This is a genomic window from Mesorhizobium sp. 113-1-2 (assembly GCF_016756475.1).
Lineage (GTDB): Bacteria > Pseudomonadota > Alphaproteobacteria > Rhizobiales > Rhizobiaceae > Mesorhizobium > Mesorhizobium loti_C.
In genome coordinates, this window is record NZ_AP023242.1 from 1,773,885 (window position 1) to 1,795,594 (window position 21,710).

21 protein-coding genes are annotated in these 21,710 nt (G+C 63.9%); 8 read left to right on the top strand and 13 right to left on the bottom strand.

Translation table 11 applies throughout. From position 1 onward, the window contains the following. Nucleotides 1-39: 39 nt before the first annotated feature. Nucleotides 40-1,074 carry an endonuclease/exonuclease/phosphatase family protein gene (locus JN279_RS08570; protein ID WP_096450697.1) on the bottom strand — a complete coding sequence of 345 codons (1,035 nt, stop codon included), beginning with the start codon at nucleotides 1,072-1,074 and terminating at the stop codon, nucleotides 40-42. Between the two features lie 242 nt (nucleotides 1,075-1,316). Here JN279_RS08570 and JN279_RS08575 point away from each other — a divergent pair, with 242 nt between their 5' ends. The 4 genes from JN279_RS08575 to JN279_RS08590 all read left to right on the top strand — a co-directional run bounded on the left by JN279_RS08575 (nucleotide 1,317) and on the right by JN279_RS08590 (nucleotide 5,696). After that, nucleotides 1,317-2,669: an extracellular solute-binding protein gene (locus JN279_RS08575; protein WP_202352513.1), complete on the top strand. Its 1,353-nt coding sequence runs from the start codon at nucleotides 1,317-1,319 to the stop codon at nucleotides 2,667-2,669. A gap of 106 nt (nucleotides 2,670-2,775) precedes the next feature. Continuing rightward, nucleotides 2,776-3,660, top strand: coding sequence for a carbohydrate ABC transporter permease (locus JN279_RS08580; RefSeq protein WP_202352514.1), 885 nt, complete (start codon nucleotides 2,776-2,778; stop codon nucleotides 3,658-3,660). A gap of 7 nt (nucleotides 3,661-3,667) precedes the next feature. Beyond that, on the top strand, nucleotides 3,668-4,582 hold the full coding sequence (locus JN279_RS08585) for an ABC transporter permease subunit (RefSeq protein ID WP_202352515.1): 915 nt from the start codon (nucleotides 3,668-3,670) through the stop codon (nucleotides 4,580-4,582). Nucleotides 4,583-4,595: 13 nt separating this feature from the next. After that, nucleotides 4,596-5,696, top strand: a complete 1,101-nt coding sequence (locus JN279_RS08590; protein ID WP_202352516.1) for a sn-glycerol-3-phosphate import ATP-binding protein UgpC — start codon at nucleotides 4,596-4,598, stop codon at nucleotides 5,694-5,696. An 85-nt stretch (nucleotides 5,697-5,781) separates the two neighbouring features. Here JN279_RS08590 and JN279_RS08595 read toward each other — a convergent pair whose 3' ends face one another. The 3 genes from JN279_RS08595 to JN279_RS08605 all read right to left on the bottom strand — a co-directional run bounded on the left by JN279_RS08595 (nucleotide 5,782) and on the right by JN279_RS08605 (nucleotide 9,616). After that, nucleotides 5,782-6,864, bottom strand: a complete 1,083-nt coding sequence (locus JN279_RS08595; protein WP_096450691.1) for an ABC transporter ATP-binding protein — start codon at nucleotides 6,862-6,864, stop codon at nucleotides 5,782-5,784. Continuing rightward, complete coding sequence (locus tag JN279_RS08600) at nucleotides 6,861-8,441, bottom strand: ABC transporter permease (protein ID WP_202352517.1); 1,581 nt, start codon at nucleotides 8,439-8,441, stop codon at nucleotides 6,861-6,863. Before JN279_RS08600 ends, JN279_RS08595 begins: the two co-directional genes overlap by 4 nt. Nucleotides 8,442-8,608: 167 nt before the next feature. Next, nucleotides 8,609-9,616: an iron ABC transporter substrate-binding protein gene (locus JN279_RS08605; RefSeq protein WP_202352518.1), complete on the bottom strand. Its 1,008-nt coding sequence runs from the start codon at nucleotides 9,614-9,616 to the stop codon at nucleotides 8,609-8,611. A 319-nt stretch (nucleotides 9,617-9,935) separates the two neighbouring features. On the opposite strand from JN279_RS08605, the gene JN279_RS08610 reads away from it, so the two are divergent. The 3 genes from JN279_RS08610 (at nucleotide 9,936) to JN279_RS08620 (ending at nucleotide 13,255) form a co-directional block, all read left to right on the top strand. Beyond that, nucleotides 9,936-10,487, top strand: a complete 552-nt coding sequence (locus JN279_RS08610) for a sigma-70 family RNA polymerase sigma factor (protein WP_095199684.1) — start codon at nucleotides 9,936-9,938, stop codon at nucleotides 10,485-10,487. A 1-nt stretch (nucleotide 10,488) separates the two neighbouring features. Continuing rightward, nucleotides 10,489-11,127: an NrsF family protein gene (locus JN279_RS08615; RefSeq protein WP_202352519.1), complete on the top strand. Its 639-nt coding sequence runs from the start codon at nucleotides 10,489-10,491 to the stop codon at nucleotides 11,125-11,127. 217 nt (nucleotides 11,128-11,344) lie between these two features. Further along, a complete protein-coding gene (locus JN279_RS08620; protein WP_244734448.1) occupies nucleotides 11,345-13,255 on the top strand; it encodes a PAS domain S-box protein in 1,911 nt (636 codons plus the stop codon). 27 nt (nucleotides 13,256-13,282) lie between these two features. Here the strand turns inward: JN279_RS08620 and JN279_RS08625 are convergent, their stop codons facing one another. The 7 genes from JN279_RS08625 to JN279_RS08655 form a co-directional block, all read right to left on the bottom strand. Continuing rightward, nucleotides 13,283-14,161 carry a 3-hydroxybutyryl-CoA dehydrogenase gene (locus JN279_RS08625; RefSeq protein WP_013892834.1) on the bottom strand — a complete coding sequence of 293 codons (879 nt, stop codon included), beginning with the start codon at nucleotides 14,159-14,161 and terminating at the stop codon, nucleotides 13,283-13,285. A 116-nt stretch (nucleotides 14,162-14,277) separates the two neighbouring features. Then, nucleotides 14,278-15,207: an electron transfer flavoprotein subunit alpha/FixB family protein gene (locus JN279_RS08630; RefSeq protein ID WP_096450681.1), complete on the bottom strand. Its 930-nt coding sequence runs from the start codon at nucleotides 15,205-15,207 to the stop codon at nucleotides 14,278-14,280. A gap of 20 nt (nucleotides 15,208-15,227) precedes the next feature. Next, nucleotides 15,228-15,977, bottom strand: coding sequence for an electron transfer flavoprotein subunit beta/FixA family protein (locus JN279_RS08635; RefSeq protein WP_096450679.1), 750 nt, complete (start codon nucleotides 15,975-15,977; stop codon nucleotides 15,228-15,230). 235 nt (nucleotides 15,978-16,212) lie between these two features. After that, nucleotides 16,213-17,013, bottom strand: coding sequence for a rhomboid family intramembrane serine protease (locus JN279_RS08640; RefSeq protein WP_096450677.1), 801 nt, complete (start codon nucleotides 17,011-17,013; stop codon nucleotides 16,213-16,215). 31 nt (nucleotides 17,014-17,044) lie between these two features. Then, nucleotides 17,045-17,626, bottom strand: a complete 582-nt coding sequence (locus JN279_RS08645) for a cob(I)yrinic acid a,c-diamide adenosyltransferase (RefSeq protein ID WP_202352520.1) — start codon at nucleotides 17,624-17,626, stop codon at nucleotides 17,045-17,047. 19 nt (nucleotides 17,627-17,645) lie between these two features. After that, a complete protein-coding gene (locus JN279_RS08650; RefSeq protein ID WP_202352521.1) occupies nucleotides 17,646-17,837 on the bottom strand; it encodes a twin transmembrane helix small protein in 192 nt (63 codons plus the stop codon). A gap of 26 nt (nucleotides 17,838-17,863) precedes the next feature. Next, nucleotides 17,864-18,730, bottom strand: coding sequence for an SDR family oxidoreductase (locus tag JN279_RS08655; protein WP_202352522.1), 867 nt, complete (start codon nucleotides 18,728-18,730; stop codon nucleotides 17,864-17,866). Nucleotides 18,731-18,788: 58 nt separating this feature from the next. Between JN279_RS08655 and JN279_RS08660 the strand changes: the two genes are divergently transcribed. Continuing rightward, on the top strand, nucleotides 18,789-19,640 hold the full coding sequence (locus tag JN279_RS08660) for a YihY/virulence factor BrkB family protein (RefSeq protein WP_027047430.1): 852 nt from the start codon (nucleotides 18,789-18,791) through the stop codon (nucleotides 19,638-19,640). A gap of 126 nt (nucleotides 19,641-19,766) precedes the next feature. Here JN279_RS08660 and JN279_RS08665 read toward each other — a convergent pair whose 3' ends face one another. Beyond that, a complete protein-coding gene (locus tag JN279_RS08665) occupies nucleotides 19,767-20,678 on the bottom strand; it encodes a DMT family transporter (RefSeq protein WP_202352523.1) in 912 nt (303 codons plus the stop codon). A 146-nt stretch (nucleotides 20,679-20,824) separates the two neighbouring features. Continuing rightward, nucleotides 20,825-21,700, bottom strand: coding sequence for a tRNA glutamyl-Q(34) synthetase GluQRS (gluQRS, locus tag JN279_RS08670; protein ID WP_202352524.1), 876 nt, complete (start codon nucleotides 21,698-21,700; stop codon nucleotides 20,825-20,827). Between the last annotated feature and the right edge of the window lie 10 nt (nucleotides 21,701-21,710).

Consider the following 21,710-nt stretch of genomic DNA (forward strand, 5'->3'; position numbering starts at 1 on the left):
TGGCTGCGGGGATGACAGGCTTTTTCCGGCTGAGGCCAGCTATTTCAGGCGAATGGTCACCGCCAGGGCTTCATGATCCGAACTCGGACTGCCGTTCGGCAATATGGCGGCGATAGTGGCAGGCGCGCTGGCCAGGAGGCCGCGGGTGAAGAACCAGTCGATGCGGCCGACCGGCGTCCCGGGCTCACGCCGCTGGGTGGGCAGGTCAAGGTTGTTGGCGGCCTGCCAGTCAAAGCCGCTTTCGGCGAGAACCGCGAAAAGCGGCTCGTGGCGTTCCACATCGATCAGCCGGCCCGGTTCGGCCGCGACCCGCGCCAGCCAGGCCGCCGGATCGCCATGACGCTCCTCATGGCTTGCGGTCAACGTGTTGAAGTCGCCGCCGAGCAGCACCGGCGCTTCCGGATCATATTTGTCGATGGCGTCGAGGAGGTGGCGCGTCTGGATGGCCCTGCCGGCCGGATCGGTACGGTTTTCCAGATGCACCGAGACGACCGTCACCCTGCGGTTGCCGATCTGCACCTGGCCGCCGATCGCCATGCGCCCACCGATGCGCGGCTGGCCGCGTTCCGGCCGGAACCAGCCGCCGGCGGCATCGAGGCGAACCAGGAAGGGGCGGAGCAGCGGGACAGCGCTGGTCACGGCATTGCCGTGAAAGCCTTCCGCATTGGCGGTCTCGCCGGTGGCCGAACGCTCGGCCTCGTTGCCACCGCCAAGTTCGACGAACTCGACGCCGTAGGCGAAGGCATGGCCGAGCCGGTCGGCCAGTGTGCGCAGCGGATGGCCGTTGCCGGAGCGCGCCATGCCCTGGTCGACTTCGGACAACAGTAGGATGTCGGGAGCCTGCGCGGCAAGCGTCGCCGCGATGGCATCGACATGACGCAGCCGCTCGACGTTCCAGGTCACCACCTTCAGGCTCTCGCCGGCGCTCCCGCGCGATGCCTTGCCGCCGATTTCGATCTGGCCGAGAGCCGGAATGGCGGCGGCATGCCGCAGATGGGTGGCGCTGTCGCGCGGGCCCTCGCGCATCGCCTGCCTGTCGGCGATGGACACATGCGTCAGCTGCTGCACCAGCATTTCGTCACCCCTTTAGCCGGATAATGATAGCGGCGGATCATGGTCTTTACGTGCCCGACAGTCGCCCTAGCTACCTAGGACGCCGGTGTGACGTTTTGATGCCGGCCAAGCCGCCGAGGGAGAGGAGCGAGCAGCTGTGCAAAGGCCGGAGGCCCACAACAGAACTGTCACATACCTTCTCTAAGAGAGCGGGCAAGGACTTGCGCAAGACCCTTGTCACCAGCCACTTAAGAGGGAAAACCATGACCATGATCAAGCGGGGCTTTGCTGCCCTTGCCGCTGGCGCGCTCAGCACCGCGCTGGCGATGCCTGCCTTTGCAGAGCCGGTAAAATTCGATTTCTGGTTCGGTCTTTCGGGCGATCTCGCCCGCGTCGTCGACACGCTGTGCAAGAACTTCAACGCCTCGCAGACCGACTATGAAGTCGTCTGCACCAGCCAGGGCAATTACGACGCCACGCTGCAGAACACCATCGCCGCCTTCCGCGCCGGCAAGCAGCCCGCCGTCGTCCAGGTCTATGATGTCGGCACCGCCACCATGATGCTGTCGGGCGCCTACAAGCCCGCCGACAAGCTGATGGAAGAAAACGGCTACAAGATCGACTATGCCGACTATTTCCCCGGCATCGCGCGCTACTACGCCACCTCGAAGGGCGAGATGCTGTCCTTCCCGTTCAATTCCTCGACCGCGCTGCTGTACTGGAACAAGGACGCCTTCTCCAAGATCGGCAAGACCGAAGCGCCGAAGACCTGGGAAGATGTCGGCGCCGACCTCAAGGCGATGAAGGATGCCGGCTATGAATGCCCGATGGCCATCAACATTTCGGCCAACGAGAGCTGGCAGCTGATGGAGCAGTTCTCGGCCATCCACAATCAGCCGATCGCCACCAAGAACAACGGCTATGACGGCCTCGATGCGCGCCTGGAAGTCAACAAGACCAAGTTCGTCCAGTACGTCACCGATCTCAAGAAATGGTATGACGCCGGCCTGATCAAGATCAAATCCAAGGACCTCGGCCAGGATATGGTCCAGGCCTTTGCCTCAGGCACCTGTCAGGTCATCATGACCTCGGTCGGCGACCACGGCACCGTCGGCAAGACGCAGAAGGAAGGCATGCACTGGGATGTCGCCGAACTGCCGGTCTATGCCGGCACCGAGCGCAAGAATTCGCTCGTCGGCGGCGCGTCGCTGTGGGTTCTCTCCGGCAAGTCGGATGCGGAATACAAGGGCGCCGCGGCGTTCCTGAACTTCATCCACGATCCCAAGACGGCTTTGTTCTGGTCGACCAACACCGGCTACATCCCGGTGACCAAGTCGGGTTTCGACTACATGAAGTCCAGCGGCTTCTACGACAAGGCGCCCTATAAGGGCCGTGAAACTGCCATCGCCAGCCTGACCGCGTCCGAGCCGACCGAAATCACCCGTGGCGTGCGCCTGGGCAACTTCACCCAGATCCGCGCCGAATTCGGCACGCAGATGCAGGCGATCTTCGCCAACAAGGTCAGCGTCCAGGAAGGCCTCGATACGCTGGTCAAGAATGGCGACGCCATCCTCGATCGCTTCCAGCAGACCTATCCGGGCAAGACCCTGCCCTAATCCAGGATAGCGGAACGGCCGTCCGTCGAGAATCGACGGGCGGCCATTTCACATCTAGTCTTCGGCTGTGAAAGCGGACTGGCGGTTCAACAGCATCGGCGGATCGATGGAAAAACGCGTCACTTTCAGCAAATGGAGAATCGGCATCCTTTTCGCGGTGCCGCAGCTCCTCCTGATCTTCACGTTCTTCTACTGGCCGGCAGGCCAGGCCGTGTACTGGTCGCTGACGCTGCAGCAGCCCTGGGGCGGCGGCAACATCTGGGTCGGGCTCGACAATTTCCGCTCGATCCTGTCCAACGCCGACTACTGGAACTCGATCACCGCCAGCCTTGTCTTTGCCGGCATCAGCACCGGTCTTGCGATGTTCATCGCGCTGCTGCTCGCCGCCTTGACCGACCGGCAGCTCGCCGGCTCGCGGCTCTATCGCGTGGTGTTGATCTGGCCCTACGGCATCGCCGCACCGGCGCTGGCGATGGCATTTCGCTTCATCCTGGCGCCGGAAGCCGGCTTCATGGCCGTCGTCAACCAGGTCTGGCCCGGCTTCTGGGATCCCGGCCTCGACGGCACCGACGCCATGGCCTCGATCATCGTCGCCTTCTCGTGGAAGTATGTCGGCTACAACTTCATTTTCTTCCTCGCCGCGTTCCAGGCCATCCCGCGTTCGCTGATCGAAGCCGCCGCGATGGACGGTTCCGGCGTCATCAGGCGTTTCTGGGACATCCAGTTTCCGCTGATCACGCCGACCATCTTCTTCCTGCTGGTCATCAACATCACCGAGAGTTTCCAGGACTCCTTCGGCATCGTCGACATCATGACATCAGGCGGTCCGGCCAACGCGACCAATTTGATGGTCTACAAGATCTATTCAGACGGTTTCAAAGGCCTCGATTATTCAGGAGCCGCCGCGCAGAGCATCATCCTGATGCTGCTCATCATCGTGCTCACCATCTTCCAGTTCCGCTTCATCGAGCGGCGCGTGCATTACAGGTGAGATGGACATGGTCGAGCGCACACCGTTCTTGAATTTCTTCACGCATCTGATCCTGTTCATCGGCTTCGTCTTTTGCATTGCGCCGTTCGTGGTCGTCGTCGTCGCGGCGTCCCACAACCTCAAGGATGTCAACGATGTGCCTATGTCACTGCTGCCGGGCAGCGACTTCTGGGTCAACATCAAGACCGCCTGGACGACGGCCGATCTCGGTCCCAAGCTGCTCAACAGCTTCATCATGGCGACAGGCGTCGCCGCCGGCAAAGTGATCATCTCGGCACTCACCGCCTTCTCGATCGTCTACTTCCGCTATCCCGGCCGCATGCTGATCTTCTGGCTGATCTTCATCACGCTGATGCTGCCGCTCGAAGTGCGCATCGTGCCGACCTACGCGGTTGTTGCCAACGTGCTTGAGCCCTATCAGGCGATCCTGGACCTGACCGGGATTTCCTGGCTGATCGAAAAAGTCTCGGGCGTGCATGTCGCGCTCAACCTGGGCATGCTCAATTCCTATCCAGGCCTGATCCTGCCGCTGATCGCCACCGCCACTGGCACCTTCCTCTACCGGCAGTTCTTCCTGACCGTTCCAGACGAGCTGACCGAGGCCGCGCGCATGGACGGCGCCGGTCCGCTGCGCTTCTTCATCGATGTCCTGTTGCCGCTGTCGCGCAACAATATGGCAGCGCTCGGCACCATCATGTTCCTGTGGGCCTGGAACCAGTATCTGTGGCCGCTGCTCATCACCACCGATCAGTCGCATGCGACCGCGGTCACCGAACTCAAGCAGCTGATCCCCAATGTCGGCGGCGTTCCGGAATGGAACATCGCCATGGCCGGAACGCTTATCGTCATGCTGCCGCCGCTGATCGTCGTGGTGCTCATGCAGCGCTGGTTCGTGCGCGGCCTGATCGCCACCGAAAAATAACAGGAGACAAACAATGGCCTCCATCGCCATACGCGGCGTCAAGAAAAACTATGCCAAGACGCAGGTCGTGCACGGCGTCGACCTCGACTTCGCCTCGGGCGAATTCGTCGTCATCCTGGGACCGTCGGGCTGCGGCAAGTCCACGCTGCTGCGCATGATCGCCGGGCTGGAGGACATTTCCGACGGCACGATCGCCATCGACGGCACGGTGGTCAACAGACTGGAACCACGCGAGCGCGGCTGCGCCATGGTGTTCCAGAACTACGCGCTCTATCCGCATATGAGTGTTTCGCAGAACATCGGCTATTCGCTCAAGGTCGCCGGGGTTCCCTCGGCCGAGCGAACCCAGCGCATCCAGGCGGTCGCGCGTACGCTGGAGCTCGAACACCTGCTCGACCGCAAGCCGATGGCGCTTTCCGGCGGCCAGAGACAGCGCGTCGCCATGGGCCGGGCCATGATCCGCGAGCCGAAGGTGTTCCTGTTCGACGAGCCGCTGTCCAATCTCGATGCCAAGCTGCGCGTGCAGATGCGCTCGGAAATCCGCAAGCTGCATCGCCGGCTGAACGCCACCTCCGTCTTCGTCACCCACGATCAGGTCGAGGCAATGACGCTGGCCGACCGGCTGGTGGTGATGAATGGCGGCCGCGTCGAGCAGGTCGGCACACCAGGCGAAATCTATACCCGTCCGGCCAGCCGCTTCGTCGCCACCTTTGTCGGCGCGCCGGCCATGAACATTCTGGAAGGCACGGTCGAGCTCGACGGGCTGTCGCTGCTCGGTGGCAGCCGCCGACTGGCGATGGCACGGGCCGGCCTGCCGGTCGGCACCAAGGTCGCGATGGGTATCCGACCTGAAGCCGTGCGCCTGGTGGCGCCCGACACGGCGGGCGCGCTCAATGCGACCGTCGACCTGGTCGAGGAACTGGGCGCGGGGCGGGTCGTCTATGTCGATCTCGACGGCGCGCCGTTTTCGGTGATGACGTCGGAGGCCATCCACCCCGAGCCCGGTAGCCCGGTAGGCCTGAAGTTTTCGCCGGAGGACATGCATTTCTTCTCGTCGGAGACAGGAAGCCGCCTCGATGTCTTCAAGGCGTCCGTGCGCGAGCCGGCACTCTGATTCTCGAGCCTCGCTGAGCCGAATACGGAAAACGCATCATCGCGCGATCGCGCCACTGCATGCCGGGCGCAGCGCCGTCAGACCTTCAGGCGAACACATGTGCCTTTCCCGAAACGGTGAGCCGCACGATCTCGCCGACCGCCGGCGCATCCATGCCCGGTTTGCGCAGGATCAGCGGCGTGTTGCCGATCGCGGCGGCGTCCGGCGGATCGGCGTTGTTCAGGAGCCGCACCGCGATCGTGCATGTCGAGCCGGCGAATTCGGACTCCGTCACTTCGCCGAACAGCATGTCAGGGGTGCCTGACATGCCCTCCCGCGATGTGCGTTTCAGCCCGATCTGCTCCGGCCGCAACATGATGCGGGCGACATCGCGGCTGTCCGACGTGTCGACGGCGATGCGGCCCAGCGGCGAACTGGCGAAGCCGCCCGAGATGCTTGCCGGCAGGATGATGGCATCACCGAGGAACTCGGCGATCATCCTGTCCTTCGGCTTGAGGTAGAGATCGCGCGGCGTGCCGACCTGCGAGAATATGCCGTCGCGCATCACCGCCACTTGGGCAGCGAAGGACAGCGCCTCGGCCTGGTCATGCGTCACCAGGATGGTGGTGATGCCGGCCGCCTCCAGAAGTTCGGCAACGGCCTTGCGCATCGAGGCGCGCAGGCCGGTATCCAAGGCCGAGAACGGCTCGTCGAGCAGCATCAGCCTCGGCTTCATCGCCATGGCGCGGGCGAGCGCCACGCGCTGCTGCTGGCCGCCGGAGAGTTCGTGCGGGCGGCGCCTGAGGATCGCCTTGTCCAGCCCGACGATATAGGCGAGTTCGACGATGCGCTCGGTGCGCTTGTCCTCGCCCCGGCCCAGACCGAAACCGATATTGTCTGCAATGGTCAGATGCGGGAACAGAGCGCCGTCCTGCGCCACCACGCCGATGCCGCGGCGATGCGCCGGGACGGCGGCGCCGCCATTGGCCAGCACCACGCCGTCGAGCACGATGCTGCCCTGGTCCGGCGCCTCGAAGCCGGCGATCAGCCGCAGTAGGGTCGTCTTGCCGCATCCGGAGGGGCCGACAATTGCGGTACGGCTGCCGCTGGCGACATTGAGGTCGACGCCGGCGAGTGCTGCGACCGGGCCGTAATGCTTGTGCAGGCCTTTGATTTCGAGAAAGCTCATCGTCCGGCCATCCGTTTCGACTGGACATAGAGCAGCCAGGTCAGCGGCAGCGACATCGCCACCATGATGAAGGCGTAAGGAGCCGCCGAGGCATAGTCGATCTCGCCGCTGTAGGACCAGAACGCCATCGCCAGCGTGCGGGTGCCGTTCGGCGCCAGCATCTGGGTCGCGGTCAGTTCGTTCATGATGCCGAGCGCCACCAGCGCCATGCCGGCCGCCGCACCCGGCGCCGACAGACGGATGGTCGTCGACCACAGCGCGTTGAGCGGACGCCTGCCGAGGCTGGACGCGGCACGCTCGAGCTCGACCGGGGCCTGGGCGATCGAGGCGCGCAGGCTGACCAGGGCACGCGGCAGGAACATGAGTGCATAGGCGACCAGGATGGTGAACAGCGTCTGATAGAGCGGCAGTGCGATGCGCACGGTGATGGTGACCAGCGCCAGCGCGATGACGACACCCGGTAGCGAGCCGACGATGTAGTTGCAACCCTCCAGCAGGCGCTGCAACGGTCCCGGCGCGCGGATCGAGATCCAGGCCATCGGCATGGCGGCGATGGTGGCGAGCAGCGCGCCGGCAAGTGCCAGGAACAGCGTCTGGCCGAGCGCCAGGCCGATCTCGTCGAGACGCCAGACATCGGCACCGCCGGCGATGAGCCAGCGGCTGATGGTGACGAACGGCACGCCAAGCGCCAGCAGCGTGGTGACGACAAGCAAGGCCACGCTCGGAATGGTGGCGCGGCCGAGGCTTGTGCGCTGCTGGAAGCGCGCCGCGCCGGAGCCTACACGGGCGTAACGCTCCTCGCCGCGCACCAGCACTTCGAGGCCCAGAAGCACGAAGCAGCAGGTCACCAGCACGCCGGCCAGCATGTTGGCGGCCGGTCCGTTGAAGGTCGACTGGAACTGGTCGACGATCGCAGTCGTGAAGGTGTCGAAGCGGATGAAGACGTAGAGGCCGTATTCGGCCAGCAGATGCAGCCCGACCAGCAGCGAGCCGCCGCAGATGGCGAGCCTGAGTTGCGGCAGCACGACACGCCAGAACACGCGCCAGGGGCCCAGGCCAAGGGCTGCGGCCGCATCCTCCAGGGCCGGATCGAGGCGGCGCAGCGCCGCCGATATCGGCAGATAGAGGAAGGGGAAATACGCGATCAACGACACCAGTACGCCGGCCCACAGGCCGTGCAGTCCCGGCACCATGGTGATCCAGGCATAGGAGTGCACGAAAGCGGGAATGGCGAGCGGCGCCACGCACAGCCAGGCCCACAGCCTGGCGCCGGGCAGATCGCTGCGCTCGGTCAGCCAGGCCAGCGCGACCGACAGCACGATGGCGATCGGCACGGCCAGCAGCACCAGCAGCGTGGTGTTGACCAGCAGTTCGCCGACACGCGGCCGGAAGACCAGTGCGGAGACAGTTTCCCAACCGGTCTGCACCGCGATCCAGATGATGAAGGCGAGCGGCACAAGGGCGAGCAGCGAGACGAGAACAGCGGCAGTGACAAGCCAAGGTGCCGCCCGCCGCTGCGGCCTTCTGCGCATCTTCGGCGGCAAGCCCGGGCGCGTGAGATCAACGGCGGACTGCATCAGGTCAGACGCCGTGCCGCTGCCGTCCAGCGGCAGCAATTGAAGAACCGCGATCGCGGCCAGGAACGCAGCGTGTCGTCATCGACGAATGCCATCTCGAAAACAAAACGCTCCCGCGGAAGTCCCGCGGGAGCACGGTCTGACGTCCTTATCAGGACGAACGGCAACTAAAGCAAGCCGGCTGCCGTCATCAGGTCGGTGACCTTCTTGGAGTTCAGCGTCGTGGGATCGACCTTCGGCGCCTGCAGATCGACCAGCGGCACCAGCTTCGGGTTGGACTCTGCACCCTTGCCGACCGCGTATTCGAAGGAGTTTCCGTTCTTCAGCACGTCCTGGCCGCCCTTGCCGGTCACAAACTTCAGGAACGCCTGGGCTTCCTTCGGATGCTTGCTCGAGGCGAGCACGCCGCCGCCGGAGACCGAGACGAAAGCGCCCGGATCCTGGTTCTTGAAATAGTGCAGCGCGACGTGCTTGCTGTTCTCGCCGGTCTTGGCCTGATCGCCAAAATAGTAATAGTGGTAGATCACGCCGCCTTCGATCTCGCCGGCGTTGACCGCCTTCATCACGGTGCTGTTGCCCTTGTAGGCGGTGAAGTTTGTCTTCATGGCCTTCAACCAGTCCGCCGTGGCGGCCTCACCCTTGAGCTGCAGCAACGCGCTGACGATGGCCTGGAAATCGGCGCCCGAGGGCGAGGCTGCCCAACGGCCCTTCCAGCTCGGATCGGCGAGGTCAAGCAACGACTTGGGCAGCTGGTCGGCCTTGAGCTTGGTCGTGTTGTAGGCAAAGACGGTGCTGCGCGCGGCCACGCCCACCCATTTGCCGCTGGCGGCCTGGTAGTCCTGCGGCACCTGAGCCAGCGTGTCGGCGTCGACCGGCGCGAACAGGCCGGCATTCTCGACCAGCACCATGGCCGGAGAATTCTCGGTCAGGAACACGTCGGCGGGCGAGGCGACCCCTTCGGCGACGATCTGGTTGGAGAAGTCGCTGTCGCCGCCATTGCGCAAGGTGACCTTGATGCCGGTTTCCTTGGTGAACCCTTCGGCCCATTCCTTGGCCAGGCTTTCGTGCTGGGCGTTGTAGACGATGATGCCGGCGTCCTCGGCCATCGCCGGACAGGCAGCCAGGCTGATTGCAAGTGCGGCGGCCCCAGCAAGGGCGGAAAGGGTGAATTTCATGGCGTCATCCTCGACATCGTTGGTCTTTGCACGCTGCACCTATCGATACCTGACAGGCATAGTCAACATTGTTGATCTGCTTCAATCGGTCGCTGAGGCGCAAAGGTCGACGCAAAGCGGACAATTCCATGTGATGGCGGCCTGGATCGACGGTTTCTCGCGAAACTGGATCGCAAGGCCTGTAAGGTGACCCGGTATGCGGCGGCGCCTTCAGGACCCGCAAACTTTCGTGATTTGCCCGTAGTTTGGCTTGGACATTATTTCGCCGGCCACGTAACAAATCAGTGCCGAGACACGAAAATCGGGGGAGTGAACTCTTGTGAGCGGCAAGGACGAGGCCGAGCTTTCCCGGCTGTTACGGGCCGCGATCGCGGGAGATGAAAGGGCCTACGCCGACTTTCTGCACCGGATTGCCGCGCTGGTGCGCGGTTTTGTCCGGCGCAAGATCGTGCAGGGCGGGGTCGATCCCGAGGATGTCGTGCAGGAAACCTTGCTGGCCATTCATGTGAAACGGCATACCTGGCGCCAGGATGCGCCGGTGCTGCCGTGGATCTATGCGATCGCCCGCTTCAAGCTGATCGATGCGTTCCGGCGGCGTGGACGACGCATCGAGATCGATGTCGACGATATCGCCGAAACCTTCGCCGAGCCGGAGACCGAAACCGTCAGCGAGCGCGACATCAACCGGGCCTTGGACGGGTTGCCGCCGGCGCAGCGCTCCGTGGTCTCGGCCGTATCGGTGGAAGGCCGCTCGATCGGCGAAACGGCAGCGAAGTTCGGCATCAGCGAGACGGCGGTGCGTGTGTCGCTGCATCGCGGGCTTGCCGCCATAGCCAAGCGATTCGGGCAGGGCCGGTTTGGGCGGGAGTGACATGAGGACCGAGGATCTCATCAAGGCGCTCGACGCCGATGCAAACAGCAAGGCGATGCCTTTGCGCTCGGCCTGGTGGCTGGCTGCCGGCGCGGCCATTGTCATCGCGGCAGTCGTTTTCCTGCTGACGATCGGCCCGCGCCCCGACTTCATGGTGGCCGCGCACACGATGCGGTTCCTCTCCAAGTTCGTTTTCACCATCGTGCTGGCCGTCAGCGCCTTCGCCTTGATTCGCGCTTTGTCGACGCCGGGTGCCTCGACACGTTGGGCGATGGCAGGGATGCTGGCCGCGCCGCTGCTGGTGGCCGTGGCGGTGGTGCTGGAACTCTTCATGGTGCCGGAGGCGTTGTGGGGCACGCGCATGGTGGGTTCCAACATGATGATCTGCATGGGCTTCATCCCGCTGATCGGTATCGGCCCGCTGGCCATCTTCCTGTGGATGCTGCGCTACGGCGCGCCGACACGGCCGGTGCTTGCTGGCGCGGTGGCGGGGCTGCTCGCCGGCGGGCTGGCGGCGACCTTCTATGCCGCGCACTGTTTCGACGATTCGCCGCTTTTCGTCGCCACCTGGTACACGATCGCGATCGCAGCGCTGGCCTTGCTTGGTGCGCTTGGCGGGCGGTTGTTCGTGCGCTGGTAGCAGGATACCGGCGGCTACACCCGCGAATACCGATCCTTAATCATGCCGGCAATTGTTTGCCGGTTGTCCATGTCACCAGTACCCCCAGCGCAACCTTTCCTTAAAATCGATCCTTCAGGGTTTTAACGGGAAAAAGCGATTGCCCACGGGGGTGGCACGGATCGTGAGATTACCAGGACCCATCAGGTTCCACAAACATGCAGCGCCGGCGCTGCTTGTGGCCGGCCTCGCCGTCGCGGTGGCCTCGGTCGTGCCGTCGCGGCTGGACCTTGGCGCCGAGGCACTCAGACTTTGTCTTCAGATATCCGTCGCCATTGCGGGCGGCGCGCTTTTCCTCGCCGGGCTGTTTGTCATTCGCATCTCCGACGACAGGCGGCAGATCGCGCAGAGCGAGCAGCGCTTCCGCCAGGCCATGCAGGATTCGGCGATCGGCATCGCCATCGTCGGGCTGAACGGGCGCATTCTCGAAACCAATCCGGCCTTCGCCTCAATGCTTGGCTACAACCGCGAAGAGATCGAGGCGCTGACCTTTTTCCAGATCACCCATCCTGACGACCTGCATATCGGGCGGGAAACCATGGAAGGCATCAAAGCCGGCACGGTCAACGCCTTCCAGTTCGAAAAGCGTTACCTCAAGAAGGACGGCACAGCTGTCTGGGCGCATCTCGCCGGTTCCGTCATTCGTGACGAGAAAAGCGGGCGCCCGCTCTATCTCGTCTCGCAGATCGAGGACATCGACGCGCGCAAGCAGGCCGAGGCGCGCATCGCGGAGGCCGAAACGCGCTGGAATTTCGCGCTCGCCGGCGCCGGCCAGGGCGTGTGGGATCTCGACGTGCGCAAAGGCGGCACGACCTATTCCTCGACCTGGGTCAAGATGCTGGGTTATGCGGATGGCGAACTCGACGGCGATCCGGATCGCTGGCTGACCATGATCCATCCCGACGACCGCGAGACTGTCGCCGAGGCGGATCGCGAGCATCTCGCCGGCAAGACGGAGTTTTTCGAGGCCGAGTTCAGGATGCGCCACAAGGATGGCCGCTGGGTCTGGATCCTCGACCGTGGCAAGGCCATCGAGCGCGACGGGGACGGGCGCCTGATCAGGGCCATCGGCAGCCTGACCGACATCACCCGGCGCAAGGAGGCCGAAGAGCGCCTGACCCTGTCGGCGGCAATGCTGGCCGACGAGAAGGAGCGCCTCCGGGTGACGCTGCAGTCGATCGGCGATGCCGTCATCTGCACCGATGCGGCCAACCGCGTCACCTTCATGAACCCGGTTGCCGAGAAGCTGACCGGCGTTTCCGGGGAAGCGGCTCTCGGCAAGACGCTCGGTCATGTCTATTGGGCGGTCGACGAGGAGACAGGTCACAGGATCGGCGTGACACGGCCGGCGATCGGCGCGGAGGCGCCTTCCGACCAGAACAGCCGCGCCGTGCTGATCCGCCGCGATGATACGCGCTGCAGCATCCGCCAGGTCGTGTCGCCGATCATAAACGAGCGCAACGAATTCTGCGGGCTGGTCATCGTCTTCCAGGACTTCACCGATGCGCGCGCCCTGCAGCGCCAGCTTGCCCATGCCGCCGCGCATGATGCGCTGACCGGCCTTGCCAATCGCTCGAGCTTTATCCGCACCATGGAGGGATTGGTCGATCAGGCGCGCAAGGACGGCACGGCGGCCGGGAGCGGCCATCAGTTCATGTTCATCGACCTCGACCATTTCAAGCTGGTCAACGACACTGGCGGGCACGCCGCCGGCGACGCCCTGCTGAAGCGGGTCGCCGAGGCCGTGCGCGGCGTGCTCGGGCCTGAAGACATCGTCGCGCGCCTGGGTGGCGACGAATTCGCGGTCGTCCTGAAATCGGGTTCGACCGCGGGCGCGAGGATCGCGGCACGCTCCATCATCGATGCGATAGCCGGCCTGAACTTCACCTGGGATGGCCGACCGCATGCGATCGGCGCCAGCATCGGGCTGGCGGCGATCAACGGCCATTGCGGCGAGGCGGACGAGATCATCGCAAGGGCCGACGCCGCCTGCTACGCGGCCAAGGCTGCCGGCCGCGGATGCGTTTCCGTGGCGCCGGATGACAGGCTCACCGACGACAAGCCAGAGCCGTTTGCCGCAGCCTCCTGAGGCGAGATTTCCCGAAGATCGTAAGGCTCAGCGCGTCGGAACGGGGTGCTCGCCGCGATAGTCGTAAAAACCGCGCCCGGTCTTGCGGCCGAGCCAGCCGGCCTCGACATATTTGACCAGCAGCGGGCAGGGGCGGTACTTCGAATCCGACAGGCCGTCATGCAGCACCTGCATGATCGACAGGCAGGTGTCGAGACCGATGAAGTCGGCCAGCTGCAGCGGTCCCATCGGATGATTGGCGCCCAGCCGCATGGCCGTGTCGATGGCATCGACCGAGCCGACACCCTCATAGAGCGTGTAGATCGCCTCGTTGATCATCGGCAACAGGATGCGGTTGACGATGAAGGCCGGGAAATCCTCCGAGACCGTGATCGTCTTGTCGAGCTGCTTCACATAGGTCTTCGCTGCTTCGAAGGTCTGGTCCTCGGTGGCGATGCCGCGCACCAGTTCGACCAGCTTCATCAGCGGCACCGGGTTCATGAAATGTATGCCGATGAAGCGCTCCGGCCGGTCGGTCTGTGCCGCAAGCCGCGTGATCGAGATCGATGAGGTGTTGGTCGCCAGTATGGCTTCGGGGTTGAGCTGCGGACAGAGCTGGGCGTAGATCTTGCGCTTGACCGTCTCGTCTTCGGTTGCCGCCTCGATCACCAGATCGGCGCCGGCGAGATCGGCCATCGCCGGTGCCGAGGCAATACGCGCCATCGCCTGGTTGCGCAGCTTCTCGTCGAGCTTGCCGGAGCCCACCTGGCGGGCCATGTTGCCGCTGATGGTGGCAATGCCCTTTTCAATGCGGTCGGGCGAAATATCGTAGATCAGCACCTTGTAGCCCGATAGCGCGGAGACATGGGCGATACCCCCGCCCATCTGGCCTGCGCCGATGATGCCGATCGTCTCGATCTTGCTCATTACACCGATCCCGTCCAAAGGCTTTTGCAGCCTGCTTTTTGTGCGGTGCAAACTAAAAGGGCGGGGCGACTTCGTCTACCCCACCCCAAGCATTTAATACGCTTTGTCAGAGAGCGTCAAAGCGCCTTCTGCAACTCCGGCAGAATGACGAAGAGATCGCCGACGAGGCCGTAGTCGGCAACCTGGAAGATCGGCGCCTCTTCGTCCTTGTTGATGGCGACGATAACCTTGGAATCCTTCATGCCGGCGAGGTGCTGGATGGCGCCGGAGATGCCGACCGCGATGTAGAGATCCGGAGCGACGACCTTGCCGGTCTGGCCGACCTGCCAGTCGTTCGGCGCATAGCCGGCATCGACTGCGGCGCGGGACGCGCCAACGGCGGCACCGAGCTTGTCGGCGACCGGCAGGATGACCTCCTGGAATTTTTCCGAGGAGCCGAGCGCGCGGCCGCCCGAGATGATGATCTTGGCCGAGGTCAATTCCGGACGGTCGGTCTCGGACAGCTTGTTCTCGACGAAGGAGGAGAGGCCGGGATTGGCCGCCGCCTTGACGGTCTCGACCGCGGCCGAGCCGCCCTCGGGCGCTGCCTGGAAGGAAGCCGTGCGCACGGTGATGACCTTCTTGGCGTCGGTCGACTGCACGGTCTGGATGGCGTTGCCGGCATAGATCGGGCGCTTGAACGTATCCGGCGAGACCACTTCGATGATCTCGGAGACCTGCGCGACATCCAGCAGGGCCGCGACGCGCGGCGCGACGTTCTTGCCCGACGAGGTCGCGGGGGCGATGATGGTGTCGTAACCGCCGGCCAGCGACACGACGAGTGCGGCCGTCGGTTCTGCGAGGCGCTCGGCGAGCTCGTCGGCTTCGGCGAGCAGCACCTTGCTGACGCCCTTGAGCTTGGCTGCGGCGTCGGCCGCACCCTTGGCGCCCTTGCCGGCGACCAGCACATGCACGTCCGAACCGATCTGCAGGGCGGCCGAAAGCGCCTTGGCGGTCTGGTCGGAAAGGCTGGCGTTGTCGTGTTCTGCGATGAGGAGAATGGTCATTTTATCTGTTCCTTCCGATCTCAGAGCACGCCGGCTTCGTTCTTGAGCTTGTCGACCAGTTCGGCGACACTCTTGACTTTGACGCCTGCCTTGCGGCCACCCGGCTCCTCGGTCTTGATGACCTTGAGGCGCGGCTTGACGTCGGCGCCGTAGTCGGCCGGGCTCTTTTCATCGAGCTGCTTCTTCTTGGCCTTCATGATGTTGGGCAGCGAGGCATAGCGCGGCTGGTTGAGGCGAAGATCGGCGGTGATGATCGCCGGCATCTTCAGTTCCACCGTCTGCAGGCCGCCGTCGACTTCGCGGGTCACCTTGGCCTTGTCGCCGTCGAGCACCACCTTGGAGGCGAAGGTGCCTTGCGCCCAGCCGAGCAGGGCCGCCAGCATCTGGCCGGTCTGGTTCGAGTCGTCGTCAATCGCCTGCTTGCCGAGGATGACGAGGCCGGGCTGTTCGGCGTCGACGACACCCTTCAGCACCTTGGCAACGCCGAGCGGCTCGGTCTGTTCGTCGGTCTTGACCAGGATGGCGCGGTCGGCGCCCATGGCGAGCGCGGTGCGCAAGGTCTCCTGCGCCTGCTGCGGGCCGATCGAGACGACGATGATTTCCTCGGCCTTGCCGGCTTCCTTCAGCCGGATCGCCTCTTCCACCGCAATCTCGTCGAACGGGTTCATCGCCATCTTGACGTTGGCCAGTTCCACCGCCGAACCATCAGCCTTCACGCGAACCTTGACGTTCGCATCCACAACCCGCTTCACGGGCACAAGGATCTTCATTTGCCTGTCACCTCTTCACGCTAGTTGGGCGCGCTATAACAGCTTGCGCCCCTTCTGAGTTGTCGAAAGCCGACATTCCTGACTGAATTCCGGCCAGACGGAATTCTGGCCGGATGGAAATTCTGGTCTTTGCCCGTCTTGGGCTGCTCCTTAACAGCCTTGGGGCTCAGACGGAGACGTTTCCGTAGTTTGGGCAACCCCCGCCGTCAATACGCTGAAAGCGGCTCAAATCGGTTCAGTTTAGGCCAGAAGGGTTTCCCCGGCCCCAGCGCGTCGTGGTGGCCGGCGCTTCAGGCGCCGCTGGTTCGGCGGCAACCGGCGGCTGGTCTGATGTGGGAACCACCGTATCCTCGTCGGCACCGGCAAAAAGCGGCACGCCGCGGCTGCGCAGGACCAGCACCAGCACGGCACCGGCAATGATGCCGCCGATGTGGCAGGCCCAGGAAATCTGGTCCTCGCCACCAGCGGCGAACATAAAGACCTGGAACAGCACCCACAGGATAAGCGGGATGAAGGCCGGAATGCGCAGTGGTATGCGGGCAAAGGCAAGCACCCAGACCTTCACCCTGGGATAGAGGATCAGGTAGGCGACGACCACGCCGGCGATGGCGCCGGAGGCGCCGATCAGTGGCACCTGCGAATTCCAGGCGACGAGGCCCTGGAAGGCGGCGCCGGCGATGGCGCACAGAAGGTAGAAGATCAGGTAGCGGGTGTGGCCGAGCGCGTCCTCGACATTGTCGCCGAACACCCACAGGAACAGCATGTTGCCGCCAAGGTGGAAGATATCGGCATGCAGGAACGAATAGGTGAGGTAGCTCAGGCTTTCCGGAATGATGATGAACCGAGGATCAAGCTCGGCCGTGTTGTGAACGACCGACGGAATAAAGCCGAGGCCAAGCACGGCGGCATTGGTGAAGTTCTCGCCGCCCAGTGCCGTGGCGCAATAGACCAGCGCATTGGCCACGATCAGGCCGATCGTCACATATTGCAGGCGGATGTGGCGCAGCCTGTTGGTGTCGTAAAGCGGGATGAACATGCGTGCCTGGCCCCTCCGCTTTATGGTCCGTTCAGCGGTTCTTGCCGGGAACCCATAGCACGTCGGCATTTCCATTGTCATTGACCGCCCGGGCGGCGACAAACAGGAAATCCGAGACGCGGTTGATGTATTTCAGCCCATCGCGGTTGACGTGCTCGCCCGGGTCTTGAGCCAGCGCCACCATCAGCCGTTCGGCCCGCCGCGCCACGGTGCGGGCGAGGTGAAGCGCCGCCGCCGCCGGCGTGCCGCCGTTGAGCACAAAGGATTTGAGCGGCTGCAGATCCTTGTTGAGGAGGTCGATGTCCTTTTCGACGCGGTCGGTCTGCGTGGCCACGATGCGCAGCGGCTCATAGCCAAGCGGCTTGCCGTCGTCAGGTACGGCCAGATCGGCGCCAAGGTCGAAGAGATCGTTCTGGATGCGCGATAGCATGGCATCGATCGCCGGGTGGGTCTGCGCCGTGTGCACGCGTGCCATGCCGATGCAGGCATTGGCCTCGTCGACCGTGCCGTAGGCATCGACCCGCAGATCGGATTTCAGCCGCCGCTCACCGGTGCCGAGACCCGTCGTGCCGTCATCGCCGGTGCGGGTGTAGATCTTGTTGAGCTTGACCACATCGCCTCTCCGAAAGCCCTCACTTGCGGGTGAAATACACGGCCAGCAGGATCAGCATCAGCGCCACGGCCTGCAGCATGACGCGTGCCTGCATCAGCTTGTTCGAGGTGACGCCGGAACCGCCGCGCATCATGTTGATGAGGCCTCGGATCAGCACGATCACCACGGCGGCCATGACCAGAATGGCGAGGATGTTGAAGACGGTTGCCATTGTTGCGTTTCCAGTTGTTTTCGCGTTCAGGCGCGTTTGGCCATCAGGCGGTAGAGTATCGATGCAGGCAGGACGCGTTTGAGTGCGGCGCCGATCCTGGCCGGCACCGTTACCACATAGTGCGGGCGCGGGCGCCGCGACAGAAGTGCATGGCGCAGAACCTTGTGGACCACTTCCGGCCCAGGCTTCAGAGCCGACTGGCTGCCGCCGGCGCGCAGCCGCTCCAACTGCGCGGCATAGTCGGCGCTGTGCACGGAATTCTCGATGTCGATGTTTTTCAGGAACCAGGGCAGGCCGTTGCTGGCGATCTTCGATTTCACCGGCCCCGGTTCGATCAGGCAAACATGGACGCCGCTGCCTTCCAATTCCTGGCGCTGACAGAGCATCAGCGCTTCGAGTGCATGTTTGGATGCCGAATAGGCACCACGAAAGCGTACCGGCACGAGACCAAGGATCGATGAGCAATGGACGAGGCGGCCTTGGCGCTGGCGGCGCATCACCGGCACGAGACGGCTGGTCAAATCATGCCAACCGAAGAAATTGACCTCGAACTGCTCCTTGAGCGCTGCCACCGACAGGTCTTCGACGGCGCCGGCCTGGGCGTAGGCGCCGTTGTTGAAGAGCGCGTCCAGCCTTCCGCCCGTGCGCTCGAGCACTGAAGTCACCAAAGCGGCGATCGAGTCCGGTTCGCTATAGTCGAGATAAAAAGCCTCGATGCCGTCCGTTTCGAGGGCGGCGATGTCTTCCGGCTTGCGCGCCGTGGCGAACACGCGCCAGCCCTCGGCCTTCAGCGCTCGCGCGCAATAGGCGCCTATGCCTGAGGACGCACCGGTGATGATGATGGTGCGCAACTCGGTCGCTGGAGAATTCGTGGTTTGACTCAGGGTTGCCATTTGCCGCATTCACTTCCCATATTCGCGGCGTCGAGACAATCGAAGGGAGCGCGCGTCCTTGCTGCGGAATATTGTCGCCCTGCGCCGCGTGCTCTACGACGCGCTCGGTCATTTCAACACCGATGACGGCTGGGCGATGGCCAGCCATCTGGCGATCACCTCGCTGATGGCGCTGTTTCCGTTCCTGATCTTCGCCACGACGCTGGGCAGCTTCCTCGGCGCCCAGGCCTTTGCCGACACGGCCGTGCACCTGGTCTTCGACACCTGGCCGGATCAGATCGCCAAGCCGATCGCGCATGAGGTGCTGAACGTGCTGACCGTCCGGCGCACCGATCTGTTGACCTATGGCGTGCTGCTTGCCGCCTACTTTGCCTCGAACGGCATCGAGGCGCTGCGCACGTCGCTCAACCGCGCCTATCGCGTCACGGAGACGCGCGGCATCATCTATCGCCGGGTGCAGAGCATCTTCTTCGTGCTGATCGCGACGGCCGGGTTCCTGGCGATCAGTGTGCTTCTGGTGTTCGCACCCTTGCTGGCGCGGCTGGCGGAAGCGCATTTCGAATGGATCAAGCCCTATACCGGCACGATAACGCTGTGGCGTTACGTCATTGCCTCAGCCGTCATCATCGGCGGATTGTTTGCCGTGCATTACTGGCTACCTGCCGGCAAGCGCCGCTTCGTCTCGCTCGTGCCCGGCATCGTCTTCACGCTGGCGGCATGGCTCATCGGTTCGACGATGTTTGCCACCTATCTCGACCATTTCTCGTCCTATGTGACGACTTATGCTGGTCTCGCCTCGATCATGATCGCGGTGGTTTTCCTCTACATCGTCTCGGCGATCTTCATCCTTGGGGGCGAGCTCAACGCTGCCATCAGCCGTTATCTGGAGGCGCGGGCGCGGGTTGGGTGAGGAAATGAGGGACTGGAGAATTGAGGAACTGAGGAACTGGAGAATTGAGGAACTGAGGAACTGAAGAATTGAGGAACTGAGGAACGAGCACACAGCGCCAGATATGGCCGCTTTTTCTTCAATTCCTCAATTCTTCAGTTCCTCAGTTCCCAGCCCCACAGCTCTCCCCTTGGCCTGCCGCGCCGTCGCCAGGCCGACGCCGAAGGTGGTGATCGCCATGCCGACGATCTGCAGCGCGTTGAGCTGTTCGTCGAACAGCGCCCAGGCGATGATCGCCGTCACCGCCGGCACCAGGTAGAACAGCGAGGCGACTTTCGACATTTCGCCGTCGCGGATCATCACCATCAAAAGGAAGATGGCGCCGAGCGACAGCACCAGCACCAGCCAGGCCATGGCGAAGATCAGTTCGCCGTTGATGATGACGGTGTGTGTTTCGAAGGCGAGCGCGGCCAGGATCATCAGCGCGGCGCCGCCGACATATTGCCACATGGTCGCCGCCACGAGGTCACCGCCGGAAGCAAAGCGCTTTTGCCAGATCGTGCCGGCGCTCATGCCGAGCACCGAGAGCAGCGAGGCGGTCAGTGTCGCCGCGGTCACGCCGCCGCCCAGCGCGCCAAGCTTTGGCCACAGCACGATGACGATGCCGATCAGGCCGATGCCGAGGCCAAGCCAGTGGCGCGGCAGGATGGCCTCGCCCAGGAACTTGCCGGCCAGGACGGCCGTGATCAGCGGTTGCAGGCCGACGATCAGGGCCGAAAACCCGGCCGGCATGCCCCTGTGGATGGCCCAGAAGACGGCGCCGAGATAGACGCCATGCATCAGCACGCCGGCGCCGGTGGCGTGCAGCGCTTCCTTTCGGGTGGCTCGTTTCGAGCCTAGGACGGGCATCAGCACAGCCAGCAAGATGGCCGCAATGACGAAACGGGCGGCGAGGAAGGTGAACGGCTCCGCCCACGGCATGGCGTAGCGCGCGCCGATGAAGCCGGTCGCCCACAGGACGACGAAGGTGGCGGGGATGAACCGCTTGATGCTGTGCATTTTCGGGAGACCGCGACGCTGGTGAGAACTGTGGCGTTGCTCTAGTCCCGTTCAACCCGGCGTGCAAAACGAAACGATTGATCCATGCATCACGGGAATTCAATCGGTGGCGGGTTCTGCGGGTGGTTCTCCCGATCTCGCAGCCGTCAAAGTCCGACCATTCGCCTGATATCGTCGGGGCTAGCGCTGGCCCCGCGCAGCTTGGCAAGGCCGGTGTCGCCAAGGCTCTTCGATAGTTTTCGCCCGTCCGGTCCGAGGATAAGCCGATGGTGGAAATAGGCGGGTTGCGGCAGCCCAAGCAGTTCCTGCAGCAGGCGCTGCACGCCGGTGGCGGAAAACAGGTCCTGTCCGCGCACGATATGGCTGACGCCTTGCAGCGCGTCGTCGACAATGACGGCGAGGTGGTAGCTGGTCGGGATGTCGCGGCGCGCCACGATCACGTCGCCCCAGTCCTGCGGGCGCGCTTCGACCGAACGGGTCGCGGACAGCGTCTCATCGGTGAACTCGGTCCATGTGAGGTCCCTGCCGACACGCGTCATGGCGGCGCCGATATCCAGCCGCCAGGCGAAGGGCGCATTTTCGGCGATGCGCCGCTTGCGCTCGCTCACGCTCAACGCCTTGTCGGACGGAGGGTAGAGCGGCACGCCGTCGGGATCGCGCGGCCAGTCGCGCCCGCGCTTTTCGCCGTCGGCGATGAAGGCCCTGATCTCGCCACGGCTCATGAAGGCGGGATAGACGAGTTCTTCTTGGATCAACCGGTCGAGCACCGCCTCGTACTCGGCGAAATGCTCGGACTGGCGGCGCACCGGCTCCTCCCAGCCGAGCCCCAGCCATTTCAGATCGGCAAACACGCCCGCCTCGAATTGCGGCGTGCAGCGCGTGGTGTCGATATCCTCGATGCGCAGCAGCAGGCGGCCGCCACCGGCCTTTGCCAGCTTCTGGTTGAGCAGCGCCGAATAGGCGTGGCCGAGATGCAGTTCGCCGTTGGGGCTGGGCGCGAAGCGGAATGTCAGGAGCGTCATGTCTCAGGCG